16 protein-coding genes are annotated in these 19755 nt (G+C 36.6%); 4 read left to right on the top strand and 12 right to left on the bottom strand.

Annotated elements, in window-relative coordinates:
- Positions 1-84 precede the first annotated feature (84 nt).
- Genes JKP34_RS13355 through JKP34_RS13345 form a run of 3 tightly spaced genes read right to left on the bottom strand, consistent with a single transcriptional unit; the run spans position 85 to position 3688 of the window.
- The gene (locus JKP34_RS13355) at positions 85-810 is read right to left on the bottom strand and encodes a hypothetical protein (protein WP_201922381.1); all 726 of its coding nucleotides are present in this window, start codon (positions 808-810) and stop codon (positions 85-87) included.
- Positions 807-2873 carry a ComEA family DNA-binding protein gene (locus JKP34_RS13350; protein WP_201922378.1) on the bottom strand — a complete coding sequence of 689 codons (2067 nt, stop codon included), beginning with the start codon at positions 2871-2873 and terminating at the stop codon, positions 807-809. Before JKP34_RS13350 ends, JKP34_RS13355 begins: the two co-directional genes overlap by 4 nt.
- Positions 2870-3688 (bottom strand): hypothetical protein, encoded by an 819-nt coding sequence (locus JKP34_RS13345; RefSeq protein ID WP_201922375.1) that lies wholly within the window; start codon positions 3686-3688, stop codon positions 2870-2872. Before JKP34_RS13345 ends, JKP34_RS13350 begins: the two co-directional genes overlap by 4 nt.
- Positions 3689-3732: 44 nt before the next feature.
- Here JKP34_RS13345 and JKP34_RS13340 point away from each other — a divergent pair, with 44 nt between their 5' ends.
- Positions 3733-4377, top strand: coding sequence for a toxin-antitoxin system YwqK family antitoxin (locus tag JKP34_RS13340; RefSeq protein ID WP_201922372.1), 645 nt, complete (start codon positions 3733-3735; stop codon positions 4375-4377).
- A 1-nt stretch (position 4378) separates the two neighbouring features.
- Here JKP34_RS13340 and JKP34_RS13335 read toward each other — a convergent pair whose 3' ends face one another.
- Positions 4379-5836 (bottom strand): BamA/TamA family outer membrane protein, encoded by a 1458-nt coding sequence (locus JKP34_RS13335; RefSeq protein WP_201922369.1) that lies wholly within the window; start codon positions 5834-5836, stop codon positions 4379-4381.
- 108 nt (positions 5837-5944) lie between these two features.
- On the opposite strand from JKP34_RS13335, the gene yidD reads away from it, so the two are divergent.
- On the top strand, positions 5945-6166 hold the full coding sequence (gene yidD / locus JKP34_RS13330; RefSeq protein WP_317193717.1) for a membrane protein insertion efficiency factor YidD: 222 nt from the start codon (positions 5945-5947) through the stop codon (positions 6164-6166).
- Here yidD and JKP34_RS13325 read toward each other — a convergent pair.
- The 5 genes from JKP34_RS13325 to JKP34_RS13305 all read right to left on the bottom strand — a co-directional run bounded on the left by JKP34_RS13325 (position 6163) and on the right by JKP34_RS13305 (position 11460).
- On the bottom strand, positions 6163-7254 hold the full coding sequence (locus JKP34_RS13325) for a prolipoprotein diacylglyceryl transferase (protein ID WP_201922363.1): 1092 nt from the start codon (positions 7252-7254) through the stop codon (positions 6163-6165). The genes yidD and JKP34_RS13325 overlap by 4 nt on opposite strands.
- Before the next feature lie 49 nt (positions 7255-7303).
- Positions 7304-9151 (bottom strand): NAD(+) synthase, encoded by a 1848-nt coding sequence (gene nadE, locus JKP34_RS13320; RefSeq protein ID WP_201922360.1) that lies wholly within the window; start codon positions 9149-9151, stop codon positions 7304-7306.
- 53 nt (positions 9152-9204) lie between these two features.
- Positions 9205-9870 carry a ribonuclease III gene (rnc, locus tag JKP34_RS13315; RefSeq protein WP_317193712.1) on the bottom strand — a complete coding sequence of 222 codons (666 nt, stop codon included), beginning with the start codon at positions 9868-9870 and terminating at the stop codon, positions 9205-9207.
- A gap of 75 nt (positions 9871-9945) precedes the next feature.
- Positions 9946-11199, bottom strand: coding sequence for a beta-ketoacyl-ACP synthase II (gene fabF / locus JKP34_RS13310; RefSeq protein ID WP_201922353.1), 1254 nt, complete (start codon positions 11197-11199; stop codon positions 9946-9948).
- A 24-nt stretch (positions 11200-11223) separates the two neighbouring features.
- Positions 11224-11460, bottom strand: coding sequence for an acyl carrier protein (locus tag JKP34_RS13305; RefSeq protein ID WP_013453317.1), 237 nt, complete (start codon positions 11458-11460; stop codon positions 11224-11226).
- Between the two features lie 154 nt (positions 11461-11614).
- Here JKP34_RS13305 and JKP34_RS13300 point away from each other — a divergent pair, with 154 nt between their 5' ends.
- Positions 11615-12040: an IPExxxVDY family protein gene (locus tag JKP34_RS13300; RefSeq protein ID WP_201922350.1), complete on the top strand. Its 426-nt coding sequence runs from the start codon at positions 11615-11617 to the stop codon at positions 12038-12040.
- An 81-nt stretch (positions 12041-12121) separates the two neighbouring features.
- The gene (gene pyk / locus JKP34_RS13295) at positions 12122-13555 is read left to right on the top strand and encodes a pyruvate kinase (RefSeq protein ID WP_201922347.1); all 1434 of its coding nucleotides are present in this window, start codon (positions 12122-12124) and stop codon (positions 13553-13555) included.
- A 77-nt stretch (positions 13556-13632) separates the two neighbouring features.
- On the opposite strand, the gene JKP34_RS13290 is transcribed toward pyk, so the two are convergent.
- From JKP34_RS13290 to pgi, 3 genes are all read right to left on the bottom strand, one after another.
- Positions 13633-15675 carry a M3 family metallopeptidase gene (locus tag JKP34_RS13290; protein WP_201922345.1) on the bottom strand — a complete coding sequence of 681 codons (2043 nt, stop codon included), beginning with the start codon at positions 15673-15675 and terminating at the stop codon, positions 13633-13635.
- Positions 15676-15774: 99 nt separating this feature from the next.
- The gene (locus JKP34_RS13285) at positions 15775-17619 is read right to left on the bottom strand and encodes a PLP-dependent aminotransferase family protein (protein WP_201922342.1); all 1845 of its coding nucleotides are present in this window, start codon (positions 17617-17619) and stop codon (positions 15775-15777) included.
- Positions 17620-17845: 226 nt separating this feature from the next.
- Positions 17846-19492 carry a glucose-6-phosphate isomerase gene (gene pgi / locus JKP34_RS13280; protein ID WP_201922339.1) on the bottom strand — a complete coding sequence of 549 codons (1647 nt, stop codon included), beginning with the start codon at positions 19490-19492 and terminating at the stop codon, positions 17846-17848.
- Positions 19493-19755: the final 263 nt, after the last annotated feature.

Here is a 19755-nt window from a genome sequence, read left to right as displayed (position 1 = left end):
GCGGATAGCAAATTTATAATTTTTTGTTGAACTAGATAATTTGAAGTAAGCTAATGCACTAAAAAGAACGATTAATTTGTGCGCTTAACTATCTTCCTTTTTAAAATAGATTTTTACTGCATGTTTTTCATTAACGGATTGTTGCTTCTGGTACCAAATGGTTTCATTAGCAACATGAAAGGAGAGGGCAGGGCTATCATCTTTTTTATCAGCCCGAAATTCTATTTTAGTTAACGATTCATTGGTCTTCCAGAAACCGGTGTTTTGGTCTTCGTTGTTTTCACCATTATAAAAGCGACCATTTTCAGAGAGGATAATCCACCTATCTGGAAAGGCATAGTTTGAGGTGCTGTTATTGCCGTTAATTGTAACTTTTTCAACTACCCATTTACCAACAAAGTCCTGAGGAGTTTTGAATGTTAATTCAGGCAATTTCTTCAGTCTATTCAAAGTAATCTTCAAAGCTCTGCTAGGATAAATTAACTGAAGCTGATTATCTGCCGCTCGCACTTGCCATTTTTTAATATCATCAATTAAGCCACCTTGAAGCAAAACCAACTGATTGGTTTCAGGATAAGCAGTCCAATTTTTATCACTTGTCGAATCCATCAAGCCAACTTGGTATATTCCGGATTGGCTTAGCTGTAAATAAGCTGTTGTGTTGTCAAAATATTGATCTGTTACATTATGACTGTTTTCAACAATTTTGGCTACTTCCCATGTGCCGAAAAGCATTTCTGCAGGAGTAGTTCTTTTGCATGATGAAAGCAATATTATAAGCAAGACAATGTAGTAGCTATCTTTCTTCAAAACTTTAGCATTATTTGAAATTTAACTTCTGAACGTGTGTTTCCCTTAATTTCTTCCGTGCCACTTCCAATACTTTCAGTATCAATATATTTGAATTGTGCCCACCTGGCCCAGAGCCTTATTTTTTTGCTTACGTTATATTGAGCTAAAATGTAAGTACGGGTTCCTGTATTTTGATAGGCCGGTATGGAAAAAGCATAAAGTACGTCCTTCTCGTAAAGATACTGTCTGTTTTGGAAATCATCAGTATCAAAAATGGCATATCTGGTACTTATCTTAAACCTGTTCCAATCAAAATTAACATCCTGAAGCAAAGCCAATCCATTTGAGTATTCGCCCTGCAGTAGATATTCACTAAATTGTAAACGAGTTTTTAGATTGAGAATGCCTTTAGGTCTTACATCGAAATTGATCAAATAATTTCGTTTTTGCCCACTGGCCAAAGCGTATGTGTTTGAATTATCTGTATTATCAACATTGCGTTCTTTGTTTTCAACCCTTAATTGTGCATATGCTGATAGTTGCTTGTTAAATTTATAGGTTAATCGAGCCAAATATTCACTTCCATTACTGGGAGCATCTGCCTGATATTTTAACCAAGGGAAATTAAATTTGTCCCAATAGGTAGCTATAGAGAAGCTTCTGTTAAATTGTTTTTTTAGCCCCAGATAGATGCCTTTCTCATTAATATTCCTGCTGTTTTCACCAAATGCAGTTCCATAAAATGTGTGAAAATTTCTCTCATAATTTCTAAGAACCACACTCATTTGAAGGCCATTCGAGATTGATGCTATTAAACCACCGATAGCCCCTATTCCACCAGATTGGCTTAGGCCTGCTTCTCCAAAAAGATGGAAGTTTCTCCAGTAATAGTTAGAGAAAAGTGTGCTTACGAAATTTTGTTTTCCTTCAAATTCAAATTGGTTGTACTTAGATTGATTCCTCAATAGAGGTTGGTCATAAATAGTTTGTAAATAGTTGAGGCCTATGTTTAGGTTTTCAGATTTTGTGTGGAACAATAGGTTACCACCAAAATTTTGAGCGGTTATGCTATTTTTTGCAGCAAGTTCTCTTGCCGTTCTATGCAAGCCAGACAGCCTGATAGAAGTAAAAAACTCCTCTGCACTTTGGATGGAGTCTGTTTGCACATTTGCATTGAGCTGGTTGTAGCTATAAAGAACTGTTAAGTCTAAATTTTTAAATATTTTGTAAGTAGCAGCTGCTCCTCTGAAGAAGTTAGTTTCCAGTACGGAGGTATAAGGTAATATTCCTAAGTTACTCCTACGGGCAGTCGCAACAGTTTCTGCTCCTTTTCCTAAAGCAAAACCAGCACCATATACCAAGGACTGGCCAAACTGCAATTGATAATCGCCAATGATTATGTTTTTTAATTTGCCTTGATTCTGTAGTTGAAAATGTGCAGAGAAAAAATCTGTGCCAAACTGATTATTCTTAGGATTCCAGTTGAGTTGTTCTCCGGCATCTTTTTCTGCCGTGAAGCCAATACTAAAGTCATTGGTGTGTTGCACTCTGTATCTTAAATAAAGTCTGTTTGGATCACCTAGATATGCTCTCGAGCTATCTTCAGTAGAGAATCCTTCCTTTTGCTCTAATACTCGATCGGATCTTATAATGAGATAATTGTTCTTTTCACTGGTTATTCTTTTAAGCAATGGCCGATTGTCAGCTTGTAAAACAGTTTCATCAACTTGAACAAAGGGTAAAATTTGTCTTATGGTTGGCAGGTCGAAACTTGGGATAGCTTGAAGCTCATAAATACTTAAGAGTTTGCCGTTTTTGGTCCTATACTCAAGAAAGCTGTTGATTTGTAGGTTACTTAATACAAAAAGTGATTGCAAATCTTGCCTGGTCGCCTGATTTAGATTGATAGGAGATTGATAAAGTTGAAATAAAGATTCGTAAATGTCTTCATAGTTTGTGTCATCATCCTGAATAGGAAAGTTACTTTCTATAAAATCTTCAAGATCGAAGTTGTCAGTATCCTGTGCCAATAGAAATGCTGACCAAAAAAGTAATAAAGTCAGTAGAACTATCCACTTCATTGCTTTTGAATTTTATACTGAAGGCTGATTGCGTTTGAAATGCCTAACTCTTGGTGAAGGCTTAATGCGTAATCACATCGAAACCCGAAGAACTTCATTCCAAACCCATAAAAGCTCTCAAAAGTATCCGACTGAATGCCAGTTCTTAAAAAGAAACGTTCGGTAATAGTATATTCAAGCCCCAGTTTGACAAAGGCAGGCATGTTTAAGTTTTTCTCTATTTCTGTATTGATGAAGAAATACTCCACAGGTTTATATTGTATACCTAGCATTAACAAGGTGGGAACTTCCTCTTCATCTTGTTCACTAATTACGGACTGAGAAATGTTGTATGCATTAGCACCTATAGTAAGCGTTTTGGTTAGGCTGGCAATTACGCCAAAGTCTAATGAATAGGTTGTAGCTGTACCAAAACCCTGAACAAAATACTGCAAGTAGCTTGCTCTGCCACCAATTTGAATGATCCCTATTTGAGAGCCATAAGCTGCTGATACTCTATGTTCGTTGTATAGGCCATCACCAAATCTGTTTACGCCTATGGCCAAACTACCTGAGGGGATAGGGGAAGCTATTATAGCTGCCATACTATTAAATCCTTCTAAATTATATTTATTCTGAAAGAAAACTGACGATGTCAGCACATCTACCTTACTTATTCCCGCAGGATTATGAAATCCTGACCAAATATCTGAAATTGTTGTAGCAGTGTTGGCCAATGCAATATTTCTTGCTCCAAGAGGTTCAAATATCGACTGTGCAGCTAATCCGTTTAGAACGAAATAAAACACTAGAAGGAGTAGAACCGTTTTTTGCATGACTTGGCTAATGGTTGAACGCTTTGCTTACCAAAATACCAAAAATGATTAAAAGGATTTATTTTTTTTCAGCTTTTATATTTACCTCTTTACTTTTTAGTTTTTCTTTAAATGCTCAAAGCATAGATAGTACCTTTTATAATAATGGTGCTTTAAGAAGCTTTGGAGCTTTATATAATGGAGACAAAGTGGGAGAGTGGATTATGTATTTTCCTTCTGGTGCCAAAAATGTTGTTGAACATTATCAAAAAGGTCAATTGCATGATTCTGTTGTTTACTATTATCCATCAGGTACAATAAAAGCGAAAGAGTTTTGGCAATATGGTCAATTGCAGGATTCCAGTATGTATTTCTACCCAAATGGACAACTGGAGAAAAACGGAAATTACCTCGATAGTCAGTACCATGGAAAATGGCTATTCTATTTTAATAATGGTGAGTTACGCCAAATAGGGAATTATAAAGAAGGCTTGCCTCATGGCTACTGGAAGTTTTATAATGAACAGGGGATTCTTATTCAAGAAGGAAGTTATTTAAATGGATTAGAGTCTGGTAAATGGAAATATTATGATGAGCAGGGTAGAAAAACTTACGAAGGCAATTTTGATGAAGGCAAGAAAGTAGGAAGTTGGTATTACTTCAATATGCGAGGTAAAAAGATAAAAGTAAGTCTCAAGGATATTGAATAGCTTAAATACCTGATTTCACGTTAATAAATAAGCCAGCCTCACCCAATGAATTCAACGAATATTCTATTCTAAGAACAGCGTCATAATAAGTTACCAAATCAAGACCAGCACCTACACTGTAGATATATTTGTTGGTTAATATTGAGTTGATGTTCTGATTTAAATTATTCTGTACATAACCTTGATCAAAATAAATCTTGAAATAGGCAGATAGTGGTACTTTTCTAAATTGCTTTAAAAACATCCATTTACCAAGGTTGCCTTCAACACTAAATAATCTAAGCTTTAATTCATTTTTCTGCATCAGGTAGTGTTGACCTTGAATCACATAAAGTTCATAGCCTTTTAGTAAATTGTTGGCAAAACCCAAACCAAGCCTGTTAGTATAAGCTTGCTGCTGAGGAAAACTAGTATAACCTGAAATAGAGCTAGCTAAATAGACTCTCTCTTTATAGAGTGGGTTATAAATAGCCACACGCATGTCAGCACTTCCCTGATTGATATCTCCAAATATTCCTAACCCCCTCTTAACTAGAGTACCACTTATATAAAAGCCATTTAAAGGATAGTTATTTCTATCTCTGAAATCTCTAGTAAAATTATAAGTTAAATCAATGGAATTCTGAATATTATCATCACCATCATAGTACTCAGGATTAATATTTAGAATGGTATCAACAACCCAGCTACGTCTATAAATTGCTGCAAAAGTGTGAGTATTATAAAAAGATTCACGATAGGTAAAATCAACTTTGGTTGCTACATCTGTTGATATAATGTCTCTTTCTCGCTCTGGGCCATATAAAGAATCGGCATCAATAAATAATCTCTTATCTCTTTGATTGAGATAATCAATCTGATCATATTCGCTATAATAGAAGGCTATACCCATTCCAAGTTTTTGTTCCTTATTAAGGTAAGGTGCTCTATATAAAAAACCGAAACGTTTCTTAAAGCCAAATTGTGCCAGCAGTGATAGCCTTTCATTTAATCCCCTTACATTAAATTGATCAAACTTAAGGCCATATTCAAATCTATCAGTTGCGGCATTTTGGTTAAAAAGCCAATCGCTAAAGTTTCTATCTGCCAACTTAAAAATAACACTTGGCCAAATGTACCAGCGTTCCTCAACAAAGAATATGATTTTCACCCTATTACTACCATCTTCAGGAAAGATAATTTCGCCTACAACAGAGTTGAATAAAGAAGTGTTAAAGATTTTATTCTCATCTAACTCAATTAATTTCTCCAAATCTGAAAGAGCATAACTGGCGTTTGGTTCAATATCAACCTCTCTGGAAATGATTCTCTTTTTAGTTTTTTTATTACCACGATATTCAATGGCAGTTACATACACTATAGGATCATTATCCTTAGATTTAATTAAATTTTTTGAGCTTTCTTGTTGAGTTGAATCGGTTTGGGCAAAAGATATTGTTGCAGCAAATAACAGTAACAAGACAATTACGAATTTGCTTAAGTTTCTTAAATGATATGGAACTATCCTGCTAATAATGTTTTTATCTTTGTTTAAAATAGTAATGTGAACAATACATATACCAAACACATAAAATTCCTTGTCCGTAAGGCTTTTTCTTTGCCTATTGTAATTTATCAATATGGTATTTCACCATTTTTCCCCGCAGCCTGTCGTTTTACCCCGACATGTTCGGAGTATGCTAAAAATGCCATTATGAAACATGGCATATTTAAAGGTTCAACCCTTGCAGCCAAAAGAATAAGCAAATGTCATCCTTGGGGAGGATCAGGCTACGATCCTGTCCCTTAGATTCTTTTTTCTGCTCTAATTGATTTAAATACTAAGTATACTCCTGCCAAAACTAGCGGTATACTCAGCCATTGCCCCATATTTAAAGCAATATTATCTTCAAAGGCAACCTGGTTCTCTTTTATAAATTCATAGAAGAACCTTAAGCCAAAACATACTATTAGGAAAATACCGAAGAGTCTTCCGTCTGCCAAGCCGCTTCTACTTTTATTCCATAAATAGAATAATAATAGAAATAAGAGCACACAAGAAAATGCTTCGTAAAGCTGTGCTGCATGCCGCGGTATTCCCAGTCCAAATATACGAGCTGTAATTACGCCCGGATTGGTTTCGTATTGAATGGTGGTATTCTGGTTAAACAAAGCAAACTGCTTAATTTTCTCAGAGCCTAGCACATTCAATAATTTTTCCTCCGTATAGCGTTGTATCGCCTCCATTCCATTTTTACTGTCATAAGAGACATTTAATATGATAGGCTGTAGACCTTCCGCTTCTAGCTCAGTCGGAAATTCATTTTCACTAACTTTTTTTATTTTAACATCGGTTATTGCTGATGTTTGATAAGCTACACGAGTTTCAACATCTCTACCGAAAACTATACCAATGGCTTTGTCGGTAGGTAAGCCAATAATTTCTGAGTTGATGAAATTTCCTGTTCTTATGAGAGCGCCTGTAATGGCTACCACTATTACAATCCTATCAACTATCCATAAATAACTGATATCCTTATATTTTCTTGAAAAGAGATAGAGAGCTACTAAAATCCCGATTGCTCCACCGTGGCTTGCTAAACCACCTTCCCATACTTTTAAGAAATCAAAAGGGTGGCTCCAAAAGTCTCCAAAATATTTGTCAGGTTCATAGAATAATACATGTCCTAATCGCGCACCAATAATTGTAGCGATTACCATATAGAGTGTAAGCACTTCCACTTGTCTTTCAGGTTTACCTTCTTTCTTGAAGATATAAAACATTACCTGCTGGGAGATAATGAAACCAAGCGCGAAAAGTAAGCCATACCATCGTAATTCGGTAAAGCCAAGATCAACGATGTAAGGTTTGGGAGACCAAACTATATAACTGAGCATAATTCTATGTTTAATACAAAAATAGCTTAAATACTAAGAAATCAATGCCTCAATCAATATTTTCAAGCGCTTTCAATTCTTCTGTAAATGCTCCTGACAAAATAGGGAAGCGATACCATGTTTTTGGATCAACATTGTAATCATCTAAGTGGAATGAAGGAGCTATTCTTTCACGCTTCCACTGATTTCTGGACCACAATCTGTAAAATTTAAGGATGTGCTTTTTTAGATTTTCTTTCTCTAATTGAAGTTCTTGCTTCAGGGATAAATAAACCTCAACGGGAGATTTTTTATGGTTAATAGCCAAATTTTCGATTGCCTGAAGAATAGGATAGGGCATTAAATCAGTTTCATCCGTTTGTTTGTTAGACGAAGGTCTTAATTCTGCTGTCGGCTGAAGACTATTTACGTATTTTAGGCTTTTATAGCCCAGGTTTTTTTCTGCCCATTTTAACCAGTTAATAATGAAAGGTTTATCAATTGCCGCAATAGGAGCAATGCTTCCACTGGTATCACCATCCATAGTAGTGTAACCTACACTACCCTCGCTTCTGTTGGAAGTTGTGATGAGCAAAGCATTTTTAATGTTGGCGAGCATCCAAATAATGGGTGAACGAGCCCTGGCTTGAATATTTTGTAAAGCTATGTCGTCTTTTTCCCAGCTTAATTTTCTTCCAAGACAATTTTCTATTGTTTGAGTGTAGGACTTTACTTCTTCATCTATCATCCAGTGATGGAATATAGCACCAGTCTCGGCAGCCAGTTCTCTGGCGGAATTCAAAGTAGCCTCCCCCGAGTTTATGGTTCCTTGGTAGGCAGTAGTAAAAATTCTATTGGCAATTGCCTTTTTAGGTTTATCAGCTCGATTGATTTGGTCAAACCAATCAGCCTTATGTATTTTCTGAAGAAATAATTTAAGACCTAATTCATCAATTCCTCTACTTATCATTTCTGATACTAAAATAGCACAGGTTGATGAGTCGGCACCGCCACTAAGCGAAAGTACATAACCATTGCTTTTAGCTTTCCTTAAGTAATCGAAAAGTGCAAGGCTTGCAGCTTTATGAAATTCTATATTTTTGTCTGTAGGGCGTTTCGTCAGAAAAGTTTTATCATCTTCATCATTCCAGGTAACTAGATTAAAGTTCTTGAAAGAGAGTAATTCGTTATACTTCAGTAATTCACCTTCCTTGGCTATCATGATTTCGCCATCGTATATCATCCTTCCTGTTTCGTTACCTAGAAGGTTGGCGTAAATGTATGTGCAGTTAAAGTTTTTAGAGGAATCTACAACCAAGTGCTGTCTGCTCATACTTTTGGCCAAGGCAAAATGACTTGCACTAGGATTCAATATAAGGTTGACTCCTCTTTCCATTAGTCGACATGCCGGGCGATCTTCTTTCCAGGCATCTTCACAGATTTCGAAACCTATTTTGTAGGCACCCATCTCATAGGTATGGTCTCCGATAGGGAAGTTACCTTGATTCAGCTGTAGAGTAGCTGTTTTGTTTACCGGCCAGGCTTTGAACCATCTAGGTTCATAATGTACGCCATCATTTGCTAAATTTTGCTTAGGGATAAAGCAAATCAACTCTTTATTGTGGATAAGCGCTGTGCAATTATAAAGTTCTCCTTCAAATTTTATAGGTAAGCCAACACTTACCAATATATTTTCAGTATTTGGAATGACTTCATTAAATAGCAACTCAACGCAATATTTCCATAGCCATTCACTAAGGAACAAATCCTGACAACCGTAACCGCATATTGATAATTCAGGAAGACACAAAATATCAACTTTTTTAGATTTAGCTTCTTCAATAGCCTCTAAAAGATTTTTTATGTTTTCTTTCCAGTCTAATGGAGTTTGATTTACTGTTGCTCCGGCTAATATCATATTGAAACTAAATAGTTAAGTTTAACAGATGGGCAAATAAAAAGTGTTTTAACTTAAAGAATATCCAAAGCCTTACAAGCTTTAAAAGCAGCCATTTGTTCAGCTTTCTTTTTGTTTAGTCCAATACCTTTGGTAAAGCTTTCTTCATTGAGGATTACTTCAGCATGAAATTCTTTTTTTCGTTTTTCCTCATCAATTTTTACAATTTCAAAAGCTACCTCTTTATTTTCCTTTTGTGCCCATTCAATAAGAATGCTTTTATAATTCGTGTTGTTTTCAATGATTTGATCTAAATCAAAATGAGGTATCAGTAATTTTTTGATTATAAATTTCCTGCAAAATTTATAGCCTCTATCTAAATAAACAGCTCCAATAAAGGCTTCAATCATATCACCATAAATAAACTTATAGTTGACTTTACTTGCCCTCAGGTCTTCCTGAACCAACTGAGTGATGCCTATTTTTCTAGCTAACTGCCCTAAAGATTCTCGATTTACAATTCTCGATCTTATTTCAGTTAAAAAACCTTCGTCCTTAAATGGATATTTTTTAAAAAGATAATCAGCTACTACCGCTCCTAAAATAGCATCGCCAAGGTATTCTAATCTTTCATTAGAAGCTTTAAAGCCATTGGGTAATGTTTTGGCTATGCTTGAATGTTGTGTAACGAGCTGGAACAGCTCTAAGCGAAAAGGCTTATAACCAGCAATTTGTTTCACTGAGGTTATAAGCCCTTTGTTTTGTTTTGTATTTCTTAAAAATGAAAAGAAGTAATTCCTAATCAAGGTATTTGATTAATCAACTAACTTTTTCATGATGATAGAAGTATTGTGTCCACCAAAACCGAAAGTGTTACTTAAAACAGTATTTACTTTACGTGCTTGCGCCTTATTGAATGTGAAATTCAATTTACTATCAAAATCCTCATCATCAGTGAAGTGATTAATAGTAGGAGGAACTACTTGTTTTTCAAGTGCCATGATACATGCTACAGCCTCAATAGCTCCAGCGGCACCTAAAAGGTGACCAGTCATTGACTTGGTAGAGCTAATATTAAGATTATAGGCATGATCTCCAAAGACCTTTTTAATAGCTGAAGATTCGCTTAGGTCACCTAAAGGAGTAGAGGTACCGTGTACGTTGATGTAATCAACTTCCGATGGGTCTATTCCGGCATCTTCTATAGCGTTCTTCATTACATTGGTTGCACCTAATCCTTCCGGATGTGGAGCAGTCATGTGATGTGCATCAGCTGACATGCCGCCACCAATAATTTCAGCATAAATTTTTGCGCCTCTCGCTTTCGCGTGCTCATATTCTTCAAGAATAAGAGCTGCACCACCTTCACCTAATACAAAACCGTCTCTGTCTTTATCGAAAGGTCGAGAGGCTGTTTCAGGGCTGTCATTTCTTTCAGACAATGCCTTCATTGCATTGAATCCTCCAATGCCAGATTCAGTAACTGAAGCTTCTGAACCGCCAGATATAAATATATCTGCTTTTCCTAAGCGGATGTAGTTGAAAGCATCAATAAGTGCGTTGGTTGCCGATGCGCAGGCTGATACTGTGACAAAATTAGGTCCTCTAAATCCATATTTAATAGAAATAAGACCTGCACAAATATCAGAAATCATTTTTGGAATGAAGAAAGGATTGAAACGTGGGTTTCTATCATTAGAAACAAAGTTGTCAACTTCCTCCTGGAAAGTTTTAATACCACCAATACCAGAACCCCAAATAACTCCTGCTCTATCCAGATTAATCTTTTCAAGATCTAGCTTTGAGTCATTAATGGCTTGCTCTGCAGTGATCATACCATATTGAGTAAAAGGATCCATTTTTCGGGCTTCCTTTCTATCAAGGTAATCTTCCGCATTGAAGTTTTTCACTTCACAGGCAAACTGTGTTTTGAATTTGGAGGCATCAAATTTAGTAATGGGACCAGCACCTGAAACACCCTTTTCAAGGTTAGCCCAGTAATCATCAACTGTATTACCAATTGGTGTTAAAGCTCCTAGTCCCGTTACAACTACTCTTTTTAAATTCATAAATGAATTATGAGAGGTATAAAATTATTTTACGTTTTCTTCTAGATAAGAGATGGCCTGACCTACAGTACCAATGTTTTCAGCTTGATCGTCAGGAATAGAGATATTAAACTCTTTTTCAAATTCCATGATTAACTCAACTGTATCAAGTGAATCAGCTCCTAAATCGTTTGTGAAGCTTGCTTCAGCTGTTACTTCTGACTCTTCAACTCCTAACTTATCAATGATAATTGCCTTTACTTTCTGTGCTATTTCAGACATTATTTTAGAATTTTAGTTTAAATACTCCGCAAAGAAATGTATTTCCCTCATTAATGTCAAACAATTTTTTCAATCTTATCTTGATTTTAAATTAATAGAAATGGCTTAACAAAGCTGAAATATCTAACTTTAGATAATGTAAAAAAATGGCCCTATGCCAAGAAATGTACTTAAAACAACTTTTGAAGCAAACTTTCACCTTTTAGGTATAGCCTGTAACCTGCCTGACTATCAGCTTGCTTGGCAAATCAATCAATCATTAGGTATTAGTTTAGTCAGAACTGCAGACCACAATGTAAGTTTCAGGCAAGATAGGTTTATACATACTGCAAAGTTTATTTATCGTACCGAAAATGTTATTTACACACTTTTAAAAAATAGAGCAGAGGAAGGTGAAGGACAGAACTTTTTACTTCCTGAAGTAAAAAATATAGACTATTTGCTCATGATTGATGATGAGACAGAGAATCTTGAAATACTTAATGTAAAAAGTACACTAAGTAAAATAAATAATGTAATTTTGACCCAGGTGATTGATGTAAGTCAATTGAAATCAGTTGAGAATCTTATAGAGGATTGACTGATTAAATTTTGTTAAACAATTGTAAATCAGTCGCTCTTAAGTATAAAGACTACAACATAAAACTAAATAAGTAATCCTATGGGATCTGATTTAATTACATTTAACAAATCTAAAATAGTTGCTACAGTTGGTCCTGCATCTAATTCAGAAGAAATGTTGAAAAAGCTAGTGAAAGCTGGTGCAGATGTGTTTCGTTTAAATTTCTCTCATGGAGACCACAAACTACATGAGGCAACCATTCAAAAGATCAGGAAAATAAATGATGAGTGGGGAACTCATGTTAGTATTTTGCAAGATCTTCAAGGTCCAAAAATAAGATTGGGTGAAATGAAGGATGGTACTGAAATAAAAGAAGGAGATAAGTTTATTATAACTACTCAGGAAATGGTTGGCGATAGTAAAAAAGCCAGCACAACCTATATGGGGCTTCCTACTGATGTAAAGAAGGGTGATATGGTACTCATTGATGATGGAAACATTCAGTTGGAGGTTACAGGTATTGACAAGAATGAAGTAACTACTAAAGTTATATATGGAGGGCCTGTGAAATCAAAAAAAGGCATTAACCTGCCTTTCTCAAACGTTTCTGCACCGAGCCTTACAGATAAGGATTTGGAAGATCTTAAATTCGGATTAAAGCATGAGGTAGATTGGATTGCACTTTCATTTGTAAGAACCGGAGCTGATATTCTTGATCTTAAGAATAGAATCAAATATGCTGGTAAAGCGTGCAAGGTGGTTGCAAAAATTGAAAAGCCAGAAGCCTTAAAAGATATTGATGCTATTGTAGAGGCGACAGATGCTGTAATGGTGGCTCGTGGTGATTTAGGGGTTGAAATCCCAATGGAAGATGTGCCACTGGCACAGAAGTCAATTGTTGAGAAGTGTAATAGAGCCTGCAAGCCGGTTATTATCGCTACTCAGATGATGGAAAGCATGATAGAGAATCCGCGTCCAACTCGTGCAGAAACTAATGATGTGGCCAACGGTATTTTAGATGGAGCTGATGCAGTGATGCTTTCTGCTGAGTCTGCAGCAGGTAAATATCCTGTTGAATCTGTTGAGAGCATGTCGAAGGTAATATCGAGCATAGAAAAGCACGACAGCATTTATTATAAATATGAGAGTGTATCTAAAGATTCAGATACCTTTATGAGTGATAACCTGGTGCAAACCGCTTGTAAATTGGCAGAAGAAACTGGTGCTAAAGCTATCGTGGGGATGACAAAGTCAGGTTATACTGCTTTCCGTGCTGCAAGTCATAGGCCTAAAGCTGGTATTTTTGTCTTTACAGGAGAGAAGCCTTTATTGGAGAAGCTTAATTTAGTTTGGGGTGTAAGGGGTTATTTCTATGATAAATATGAAAGTACTGATAAAACCTTTGCTGATATAGAAAATACCTTGAAAAAGGATAAGCATGTTCAGAAAGGTGATACCATTATTCTCATGGCAAGTATGCCAATTAAGGAAAAGAACAGAACCAATATGCTGAAAGTGACAGTAGTAGGATAATACCCTTGTATATCATAGTGTAAAATTAAAGGCCTCAAACGAGGCCTTTTTTATATTTAAATCTGTGAGTTATTTCTTTACTTTAACCCGGCTCTTTCAAGCAGCGCATCAATTTTAGGTTCACGTCCTCTGAACCTTTTATACAATTCCATAGGGTGTTCGCTTCCACCTTTAGACAAAATGTTGTCTTTAAAAGACTGCGCCACCTCTTTATTAAAAATACCTTTTTCCTTAAAAAGTGCGAAGGCATCTGCATCGAGCACTTCAGCCCATTTGTAACTGTAGTAGCCCGAGGCATAACCACCAGCGAATATATGCCCAAATTGAGTGCTCATTAATGCTCCATCTACTTTTGGGAATAGTTCTGTTTGTGCCATGGCTTTGGCTTCAAATGCAGCTACATCTTCAATGTTTTTTACTTCTTCTGTAGTCATGCTGTAATAGGCCATATCGAGCATGGCAAAGCTTGTCTGACGAACTGTAGCATAAGCCTCATGGTAAGTACTGCTCGCCTTTATTTTATCAATATATTCTTGAGGGATTTTGTCACCAGTCTCGTAGTGTCTGGCAAACAAGTCGAGACATTCTTTCTCATAACACCAGTTTTCAAATATCTGGGATGGTAGTTCTACGAAGTCCCAGTAAACGTGTGCTCCCGTAAGGCTTCCATACTGGCCATTCCCTAACATGGCATGCAAGGCATGCCCAAACTCATGAAACAATGTTGTTACTTCATTGAAAGTGAGCAAGCTTGGGTTATCAGGAGAGGAAGGAGTGAAATTACAAACATTAGACACCAATGGTCTTATGGTTCTACCACCAACTTTATATTGATCTCGGTAGGTCGTCATCCAGGCACCGCCTCTTTTGCCTTCTCTTGGATGAAAATCAGCATAGAAAACGGCTACTAACTCATCATTAGCATCTTTCACTTCATAAGTTGTAACCTCTTCATGATACACGGGTATATTATCAACTTGCTTAAAACGAATATCATACAATTTCTCAGCCGTTTGGAATACACCATCTAGCACATTCTCAAGTTTGAAATAGGGTCTGAGCAATTCATCATCAATTGCATACTTTTTCTTCTTGAGCTTTTCAGAATAATAGGCCCAGTCCCAACGCTGAAGGTCAATATCATCTCCTAATTCTTTTGCAAAAGCTTTTATTTCCGTTACTTCTTCCTGTGCTTTTGGTAAAGACTTTTTCAGCAAGTCATCCAGAAAATCTTGCACCTTATCAATTCCTTCGGCCATTCTTTCTTCCAACACATAATCCGCATAAGTAGCATAACCTAGCAACGCTGCTCGCTCACTTTTTAGCGTGACTATTTCTTTAATGATAGCCTTGTTATCCAGCTTATCATTTTTGTTGGACTTTGACATATAAGCCCTGTAAAGCTGTTCCCGCAGTGAACGGTTATCAGCATTCTCCATAAATGGAATAAAACTTGGAGCTTGTAATGTAAACACCCATTTACCGTCCTTTCCCTTACTTTTAGCTGTGTTAGCGGCCTGTTTTATAGCTGAATCAGGAAGACCACTTAAGTCTTTTTTATCATCAATGATTAGCTCGTAATTATTAGTTTCAGCCAATACATTTTCACCAAATTGAAGAGATAACTCTGACAAACGCTTACTGATTTCTTTAAACCTTGCCTTTTCTTTTTGATTGAGATCGGCACCATTTCTTATGAACGATTTGTAAGTTTTACTGAGCAGCATTTCTTGCTCTTTATTCAATGAAAGCTGCTCTTTTTGTTCAAAAACTTCTTTTACGCGTCCGAAGAGTTTCTCATTTTGGTAAATGTCATTACTAAACTCTGATAATATTGGTGAAGCCTCACGAGTTGCAGCCTGAATTTTTTCGTTTGTTTCAGCACTATTTAAGTTGAACAGGATAGAAGATACATCTCCTAACTTTTTTCCTGCAAACTCCATTGCTTCTATTGTATTTTCAAAAGTTGGAGTGGCTTCTTGATTAGCAATCTCGTCAATTTCATGATTAGCCTCTTTAATAGCCTCCTTAATGGCTGGCATAAAATGCTCAGATTTTATTTTGTCGAATGGGGGAGTTTGGTAGGGCGTATTAAATTCTTGAAGTAATGGATTATCCATAAAAATGTATTCGCTTTTTTAATTAATTTGTATGACATACTTAAGCTCTTTCCAACGAGATATTCATGAGAAAGATTAAGAAGGCGCATTGAAATAGAATCAGATGCTTTCCACAAACTCTTTGAAAACAGCTTTGTGTTTATCAAGGTTTAAATCAGGGGAAACCGATACACGAGCGATATAATCCTTATCCGATTCCTTGGTGGTACCCTGTGTTGAAGTTGCAGGAATAGTCCAATAACAACCTTTCAGTTGGCCATAGCTTACGCAATATTTACTTTCATTAGGGATTTGCGTGATCATCATGTCAATCAGCTTTTGATTTAGCGCACGCTTGTAAGCTTCTCTTTCTTCCTCAGTACCACCTTTGGTTGGTAAATCGAGCGAGAAAACTGATGGTGTGAAATCACGCGCAGCCAACTCTTCTGAAACGAAATTTATTTTGGCAGTTGGTAAAGTCTCTTCAATGAAAGTGACAAATTCGCGGGTATTTTTGTAAGCATCTGCAATTCTCTGATTCATAGATGGCAACTGCTCGGCTAAAATACTTACCTGAAGATCAGTAGCTTCATTGTCACACAATTTCATATGCTTATCTATTTTCTCCATTAAGTAGGCAGCTTCATCATTGGCCACACAATAGCCTGCTGTGCATTTTCCACCACTTGGGAATTTAGAGCCACTTACATAAGAGATGGTTTTAATAGAGGAGAGAATTCCATTTTCGCCCAGGAATTGTACATTTGGGCAGAAGGTCTGATCTAAAATAAATACTGGCTCAATGGCTGTATTGCCTGTAGGAGTGAGGCGTTTCTTACTTAAGACAGCCCTTAAGTCTTCCAAATTGGGGACTTCCACCCTTGGGTTGGTAGGTATTTCAGCAATAATGTAAGGGATGGCATCCATTTCGGCTACCTGTGTAAGTACCTTATCTGTGCTTTGTACCATATCATTGTCGCCATCAACAGGAAGATCAAGAATCTCCACATTTTTGACTGCAGCAGCTACTCTTCGTGCCTGGTCGTTTGTGCCGCCATAACAGTTAGGAGGTACTATAATTTTAATGGCTTTATCAGGATGTTGCTCCAATGCGGCATCAATCAGTCCCATCATAATAGCATACTGCACTGATAAACCACAAGAACCCAAAATGGCATCAGTGTTGGCTGCAGTAACTTTTTCTATAGTTTCTAATACAATTGCCTTATTGGTAGCCCGGTCACTATGACCTTCATCTGTTGCTGCTTTCCCTACCAATTGCTGTAATGCTGTATAACAATCGGCTGGAGTCATAGCAATGGTTTCCCTTCTACGCACATGTTGGATGTCGGAAATGTAACTTTTGTTCTCTTTGCCATTTACCACTAAAATACTTCCTAACTCATCATACAGGTTGATAGAGAAATCAACTTTAGCGTTAAGCTCGAAAGAAGCTATATCCTTATTATTAGAAATTAAGATGGTACTGCCTTCGAAAGCATAAATCTCTTCTCCAGCTTTTAATTGCTTCAATTCAAATTGATAGCCATATACTTTCTTTACTGCAACTTCATCAAAAGCTGTAGGCAGTTTATCAGTATAAAGAATTTGTGTAGGCTTATGATCGAAATGATTCTTTCGGAGTACGGCTAATATGGGGATAGTTCTGGAAGAAAAACTTATTACACTTTCAGAATTGATATTATTGAGCTTTGCAATAGCCCATTCTAATACAGAAGATAATGGATGACCTAACCTGATGTAATCGTAAGCTGTGGGTAGGGCTTCAAGAGCAGACTTATCGTTATTGCTGGCTTCATAAAGTTTTTCAAACTCCTGAATAAATTCAGTTTTAGCCAATTCTTCATGGTAAATATCAAGCCTGTGCGTGGTAAGCTTTAACCAATCGGCTGGAGTATTTTTAACTACTTCTTTAATATAATTGAGCACTTTAGAGTCTTCCATATCCAAGGTTTATAAAAGTATTTTTAGCTTATATAAATGCATTAAACGGATAAGTGTTTCATATTTGATGAAACACTTGTATTTAATAAGATGCGAAAGTAGCTAAGCCAGCTGATGCTTGCAAAGTTAGGGAGGGATAAAAGGTTTTAATGAAATAGTGCTATTTGTAATTAAAGAATTCCTCCTACTAATAAAAACCTGTAGGAGGAATTATAAAATAAGCTAGCTACCTCATTTTCTTATACTCATTAATCAAGCCATTGGTAGAACCATCATGACCAATAACTGGATTGTTATGATCTAATTCAGGTAAGATCAATTTTGCCAATTGCTTGCCTAGCTCAACCCCCATTTGGTCAAAGCTATTGATGTTCCAAATACTGCCTTGAACAAAGATTTTATGCTCATACATCGCAATCATGCTTCCTAGAGTATAAGGTGTAATTTTCTTCACCAATATTGAATTGGTCGGTTTATCTCCTTCAAATACCTTGTAAGGCACTAGTTTTTCAACCAACTCTTGAGCCGTTCCGCTCTTCAGCAATTCTTCTCTTGCCTCTTCAGCTGTTTTACCCATCATCAAAGCCTCAGTTTGTGCAAAGAAGTTTGCTAACAACTTCGGATGATGATCGCCAATAGGATTATGCGATTGTGCAGGAGCAATAAAGTCACACGGAATTAGCTTGGTGCCCTGATGAATCAACTGATAGAAGGCATGTTGCCCGTTAGTTCCAGGTTCACCCCAAACGATAGGCCCAGTCTGGTAATCAATAGGTTCACCATTGCGGTCAACTGATTTACCATTGCTTTCCATGTTACCTTGCTGGAAGTATGCAGCAAAACGATGCATGTATTGGTCATATGGTAAAATGGCTTCAGTTTCAGCACCGAAGAAATTGTTATACCAAATGCCGATAAGTGCCAATATAACTGGAAGATTCTCAGAAAAGTCAGCCTTCTTAAAATGCTCATCCATGGCATAAGCACCTTTCAACAGTTGCTCAAAGTTATCGTAACCTATGGTAAGAGAAATAGATAAGCCAATAGCCGACCATAACGAATAACGGCCACCAACCCAATCCCAGAATTCGAACATATTGGCTGAATCAATCCCAAATTCTTCTACTGCTTTTTGATTAGTACTTAATGCAGCAAAATGCTTGGCAATAGCATCTTCATTACCTCCATTCTCGAGGAACCATTTTCTTGCTGTGAAAGCATTAGTCATGGTTTCCTGGGTAGTGAATGTTTTCGATGCAATTAGGAAAAGCGTAGTTTCAGGATCTATCTTTTTGAATACTTCGGCAATGTGGGAAGCATCAACATTACTTACAAAATGCGTTTCAATCCCTTCTACTTTATAAGGCTTAAGCGCTTCAGTAACCATTACAGGGCCTAAGTCCGAACCGCCAATGCCTATGTTCACCACATCAGTGATTTTCTTACCTGAATAGCCTTTCCATTCGCCTGAATGTATTTTGTCACTGAACTCTTTCATGTGTGCTTTTACAGCATTCACCTTTGGCATTACATCTTCACCGTCAATAATGATTTCCTGATTACCAAAGTAGCGAAGGGCAGTATGCATTACCGCTCTGTTTTCTGTGAAGTTGATAGGCATCCCGCCAAAAAATGCAGCAATTTGCTCCTTTAGCTTGGTTTCTTTTGCCAAATCGATCAATAGCTTGATGGTCGTTGTATCCAGCTTATTTTTTGAGAAATCTACAAAGATATCTTCAAATTTAAGGCTGAAGGTTTCGAATCTACTTTTGTCTTCCTCGAAATAAGACTTAATGTGTTTTGTCTTAATTGTGTTGTAGTGCGTTTTAAGAAGTTCCCAGCTAGATGTTTTGGTAGGGTTTATATAATTCATAATTAGTTTCAGTTTTGAAGGCGTAAAGTTAGCAGTCCAAAAGAAAAATGATAATTATTTATTTGAATATCCAGCGATAGAATTAAATCTTAATATTAGGATTTTCTTTCCTGTTTGTTAAATGGCAGGTTCAAGGGAATGACGGTTGACAAATGCACTCTGGGTCATTCCCACGGAAGTGGGAATCTCATAATAATGAAAATTTCAACATTTTGAGGTTGTCAGTTGCTCAGGTTAAATGAATAAGTCGAAAATGTTAAACT

This window comes from Marivirga atlantica (genome assembly GCF_016734805.1).
GTDB lineage: Bacteria > Bacteroidota > Bacteroidia > Cytophagales > Cyclobacteriaceae > Marivirga > Marivirga atlantica.
The sequence above is the reverse complement of the archived record's forward strand: the minus strand, read 5'-3'. Positions and strand labels throughout refer to the sequence as shown.

Bases quoted from the DNA above. Each gene is read 5' to 3' on its own strand.
- JKP34_RS13350 (WP_201922378.1), bottom strand. From the start codon at position 2,873: ATGAAGTGGATAGTTCTACTGACTTTATTACTTTTTTGGTCAGCATTT.
- JKP34_RS13345 (WP_201922375.1), bottom strand. From the start codon at position 3,688: ATGCAAAAAACGGTTCTACTCCTTCTAGTGTTTTATTTCGTTCTAAAC.
- JKP34_RS13340 (WP_201922372.1), top strand. From the start codon at position 3,733: ATGATTAAAAGGATTTATTTTTTTTCAGCTTTTATATTTACCTCTTTA.
- JKP34_RS13325 (WP_201922363.1), bottom strand. From the start codon at position 7,254: ATGCTCAGTTATATAGTTTGGTCTCCCAAACCTTACATCGTTGATCTT.
- nadE (WP_201922360.1), bottom strand. From the start codon at position 9,151: ATGATATTAGCCGGAGCAACAGTAAATCAAACTCCATTAGACTGGAAA.
- fabF (WP_201922353.1), bottom strand. From the start codon at position 11,199: ATGAATTTAAAAAGAGTAGTTGTAACGGGACTAGGAGCTTTAACACCA.
- JKP34_RS13305 (WP_013453317.1), bottom strand. From the start codon at position 11,460: ATGTCTGAAATAGCACAGAAAGTAAAGGCAATTATCATTGATAAGTTA.
- JKP34_RS13300 (WP_201922350.1), top strand. From the start codon at position 11,615: ATGCCAAGAAATGTACTTAAAACAACTTTTGAAGCAAACTTTCACCTT.
- pyk (WP_201922347.1), top strand. From the start codon at position 12,122: ATGGGATCTGATTTAATTACATTTAACAAATCTAAAATAGTTGCTACA.
- JKP34_RS13290 (WP_201922345.1), bottom strand. From the start codon at position 15,675: ATGGATAATCCATTACTTCAAGAATTTAATACGCCCTACCAAACTCCC.
- JKP34_RS13285 (WP_201922342.1), bottom strand. From the start codon at position 17,619: ATGGAAGACTCTAAAGTGCTCAATTATATTAAAGAAGTAGTTAAAAAT.
- pgi (WP_201922339.1), bottom strand. From the start codon at position 19,492: ATGAATTATATAAACCCTACCAAAACATCTAGCTGGGAACTTCTTAAA.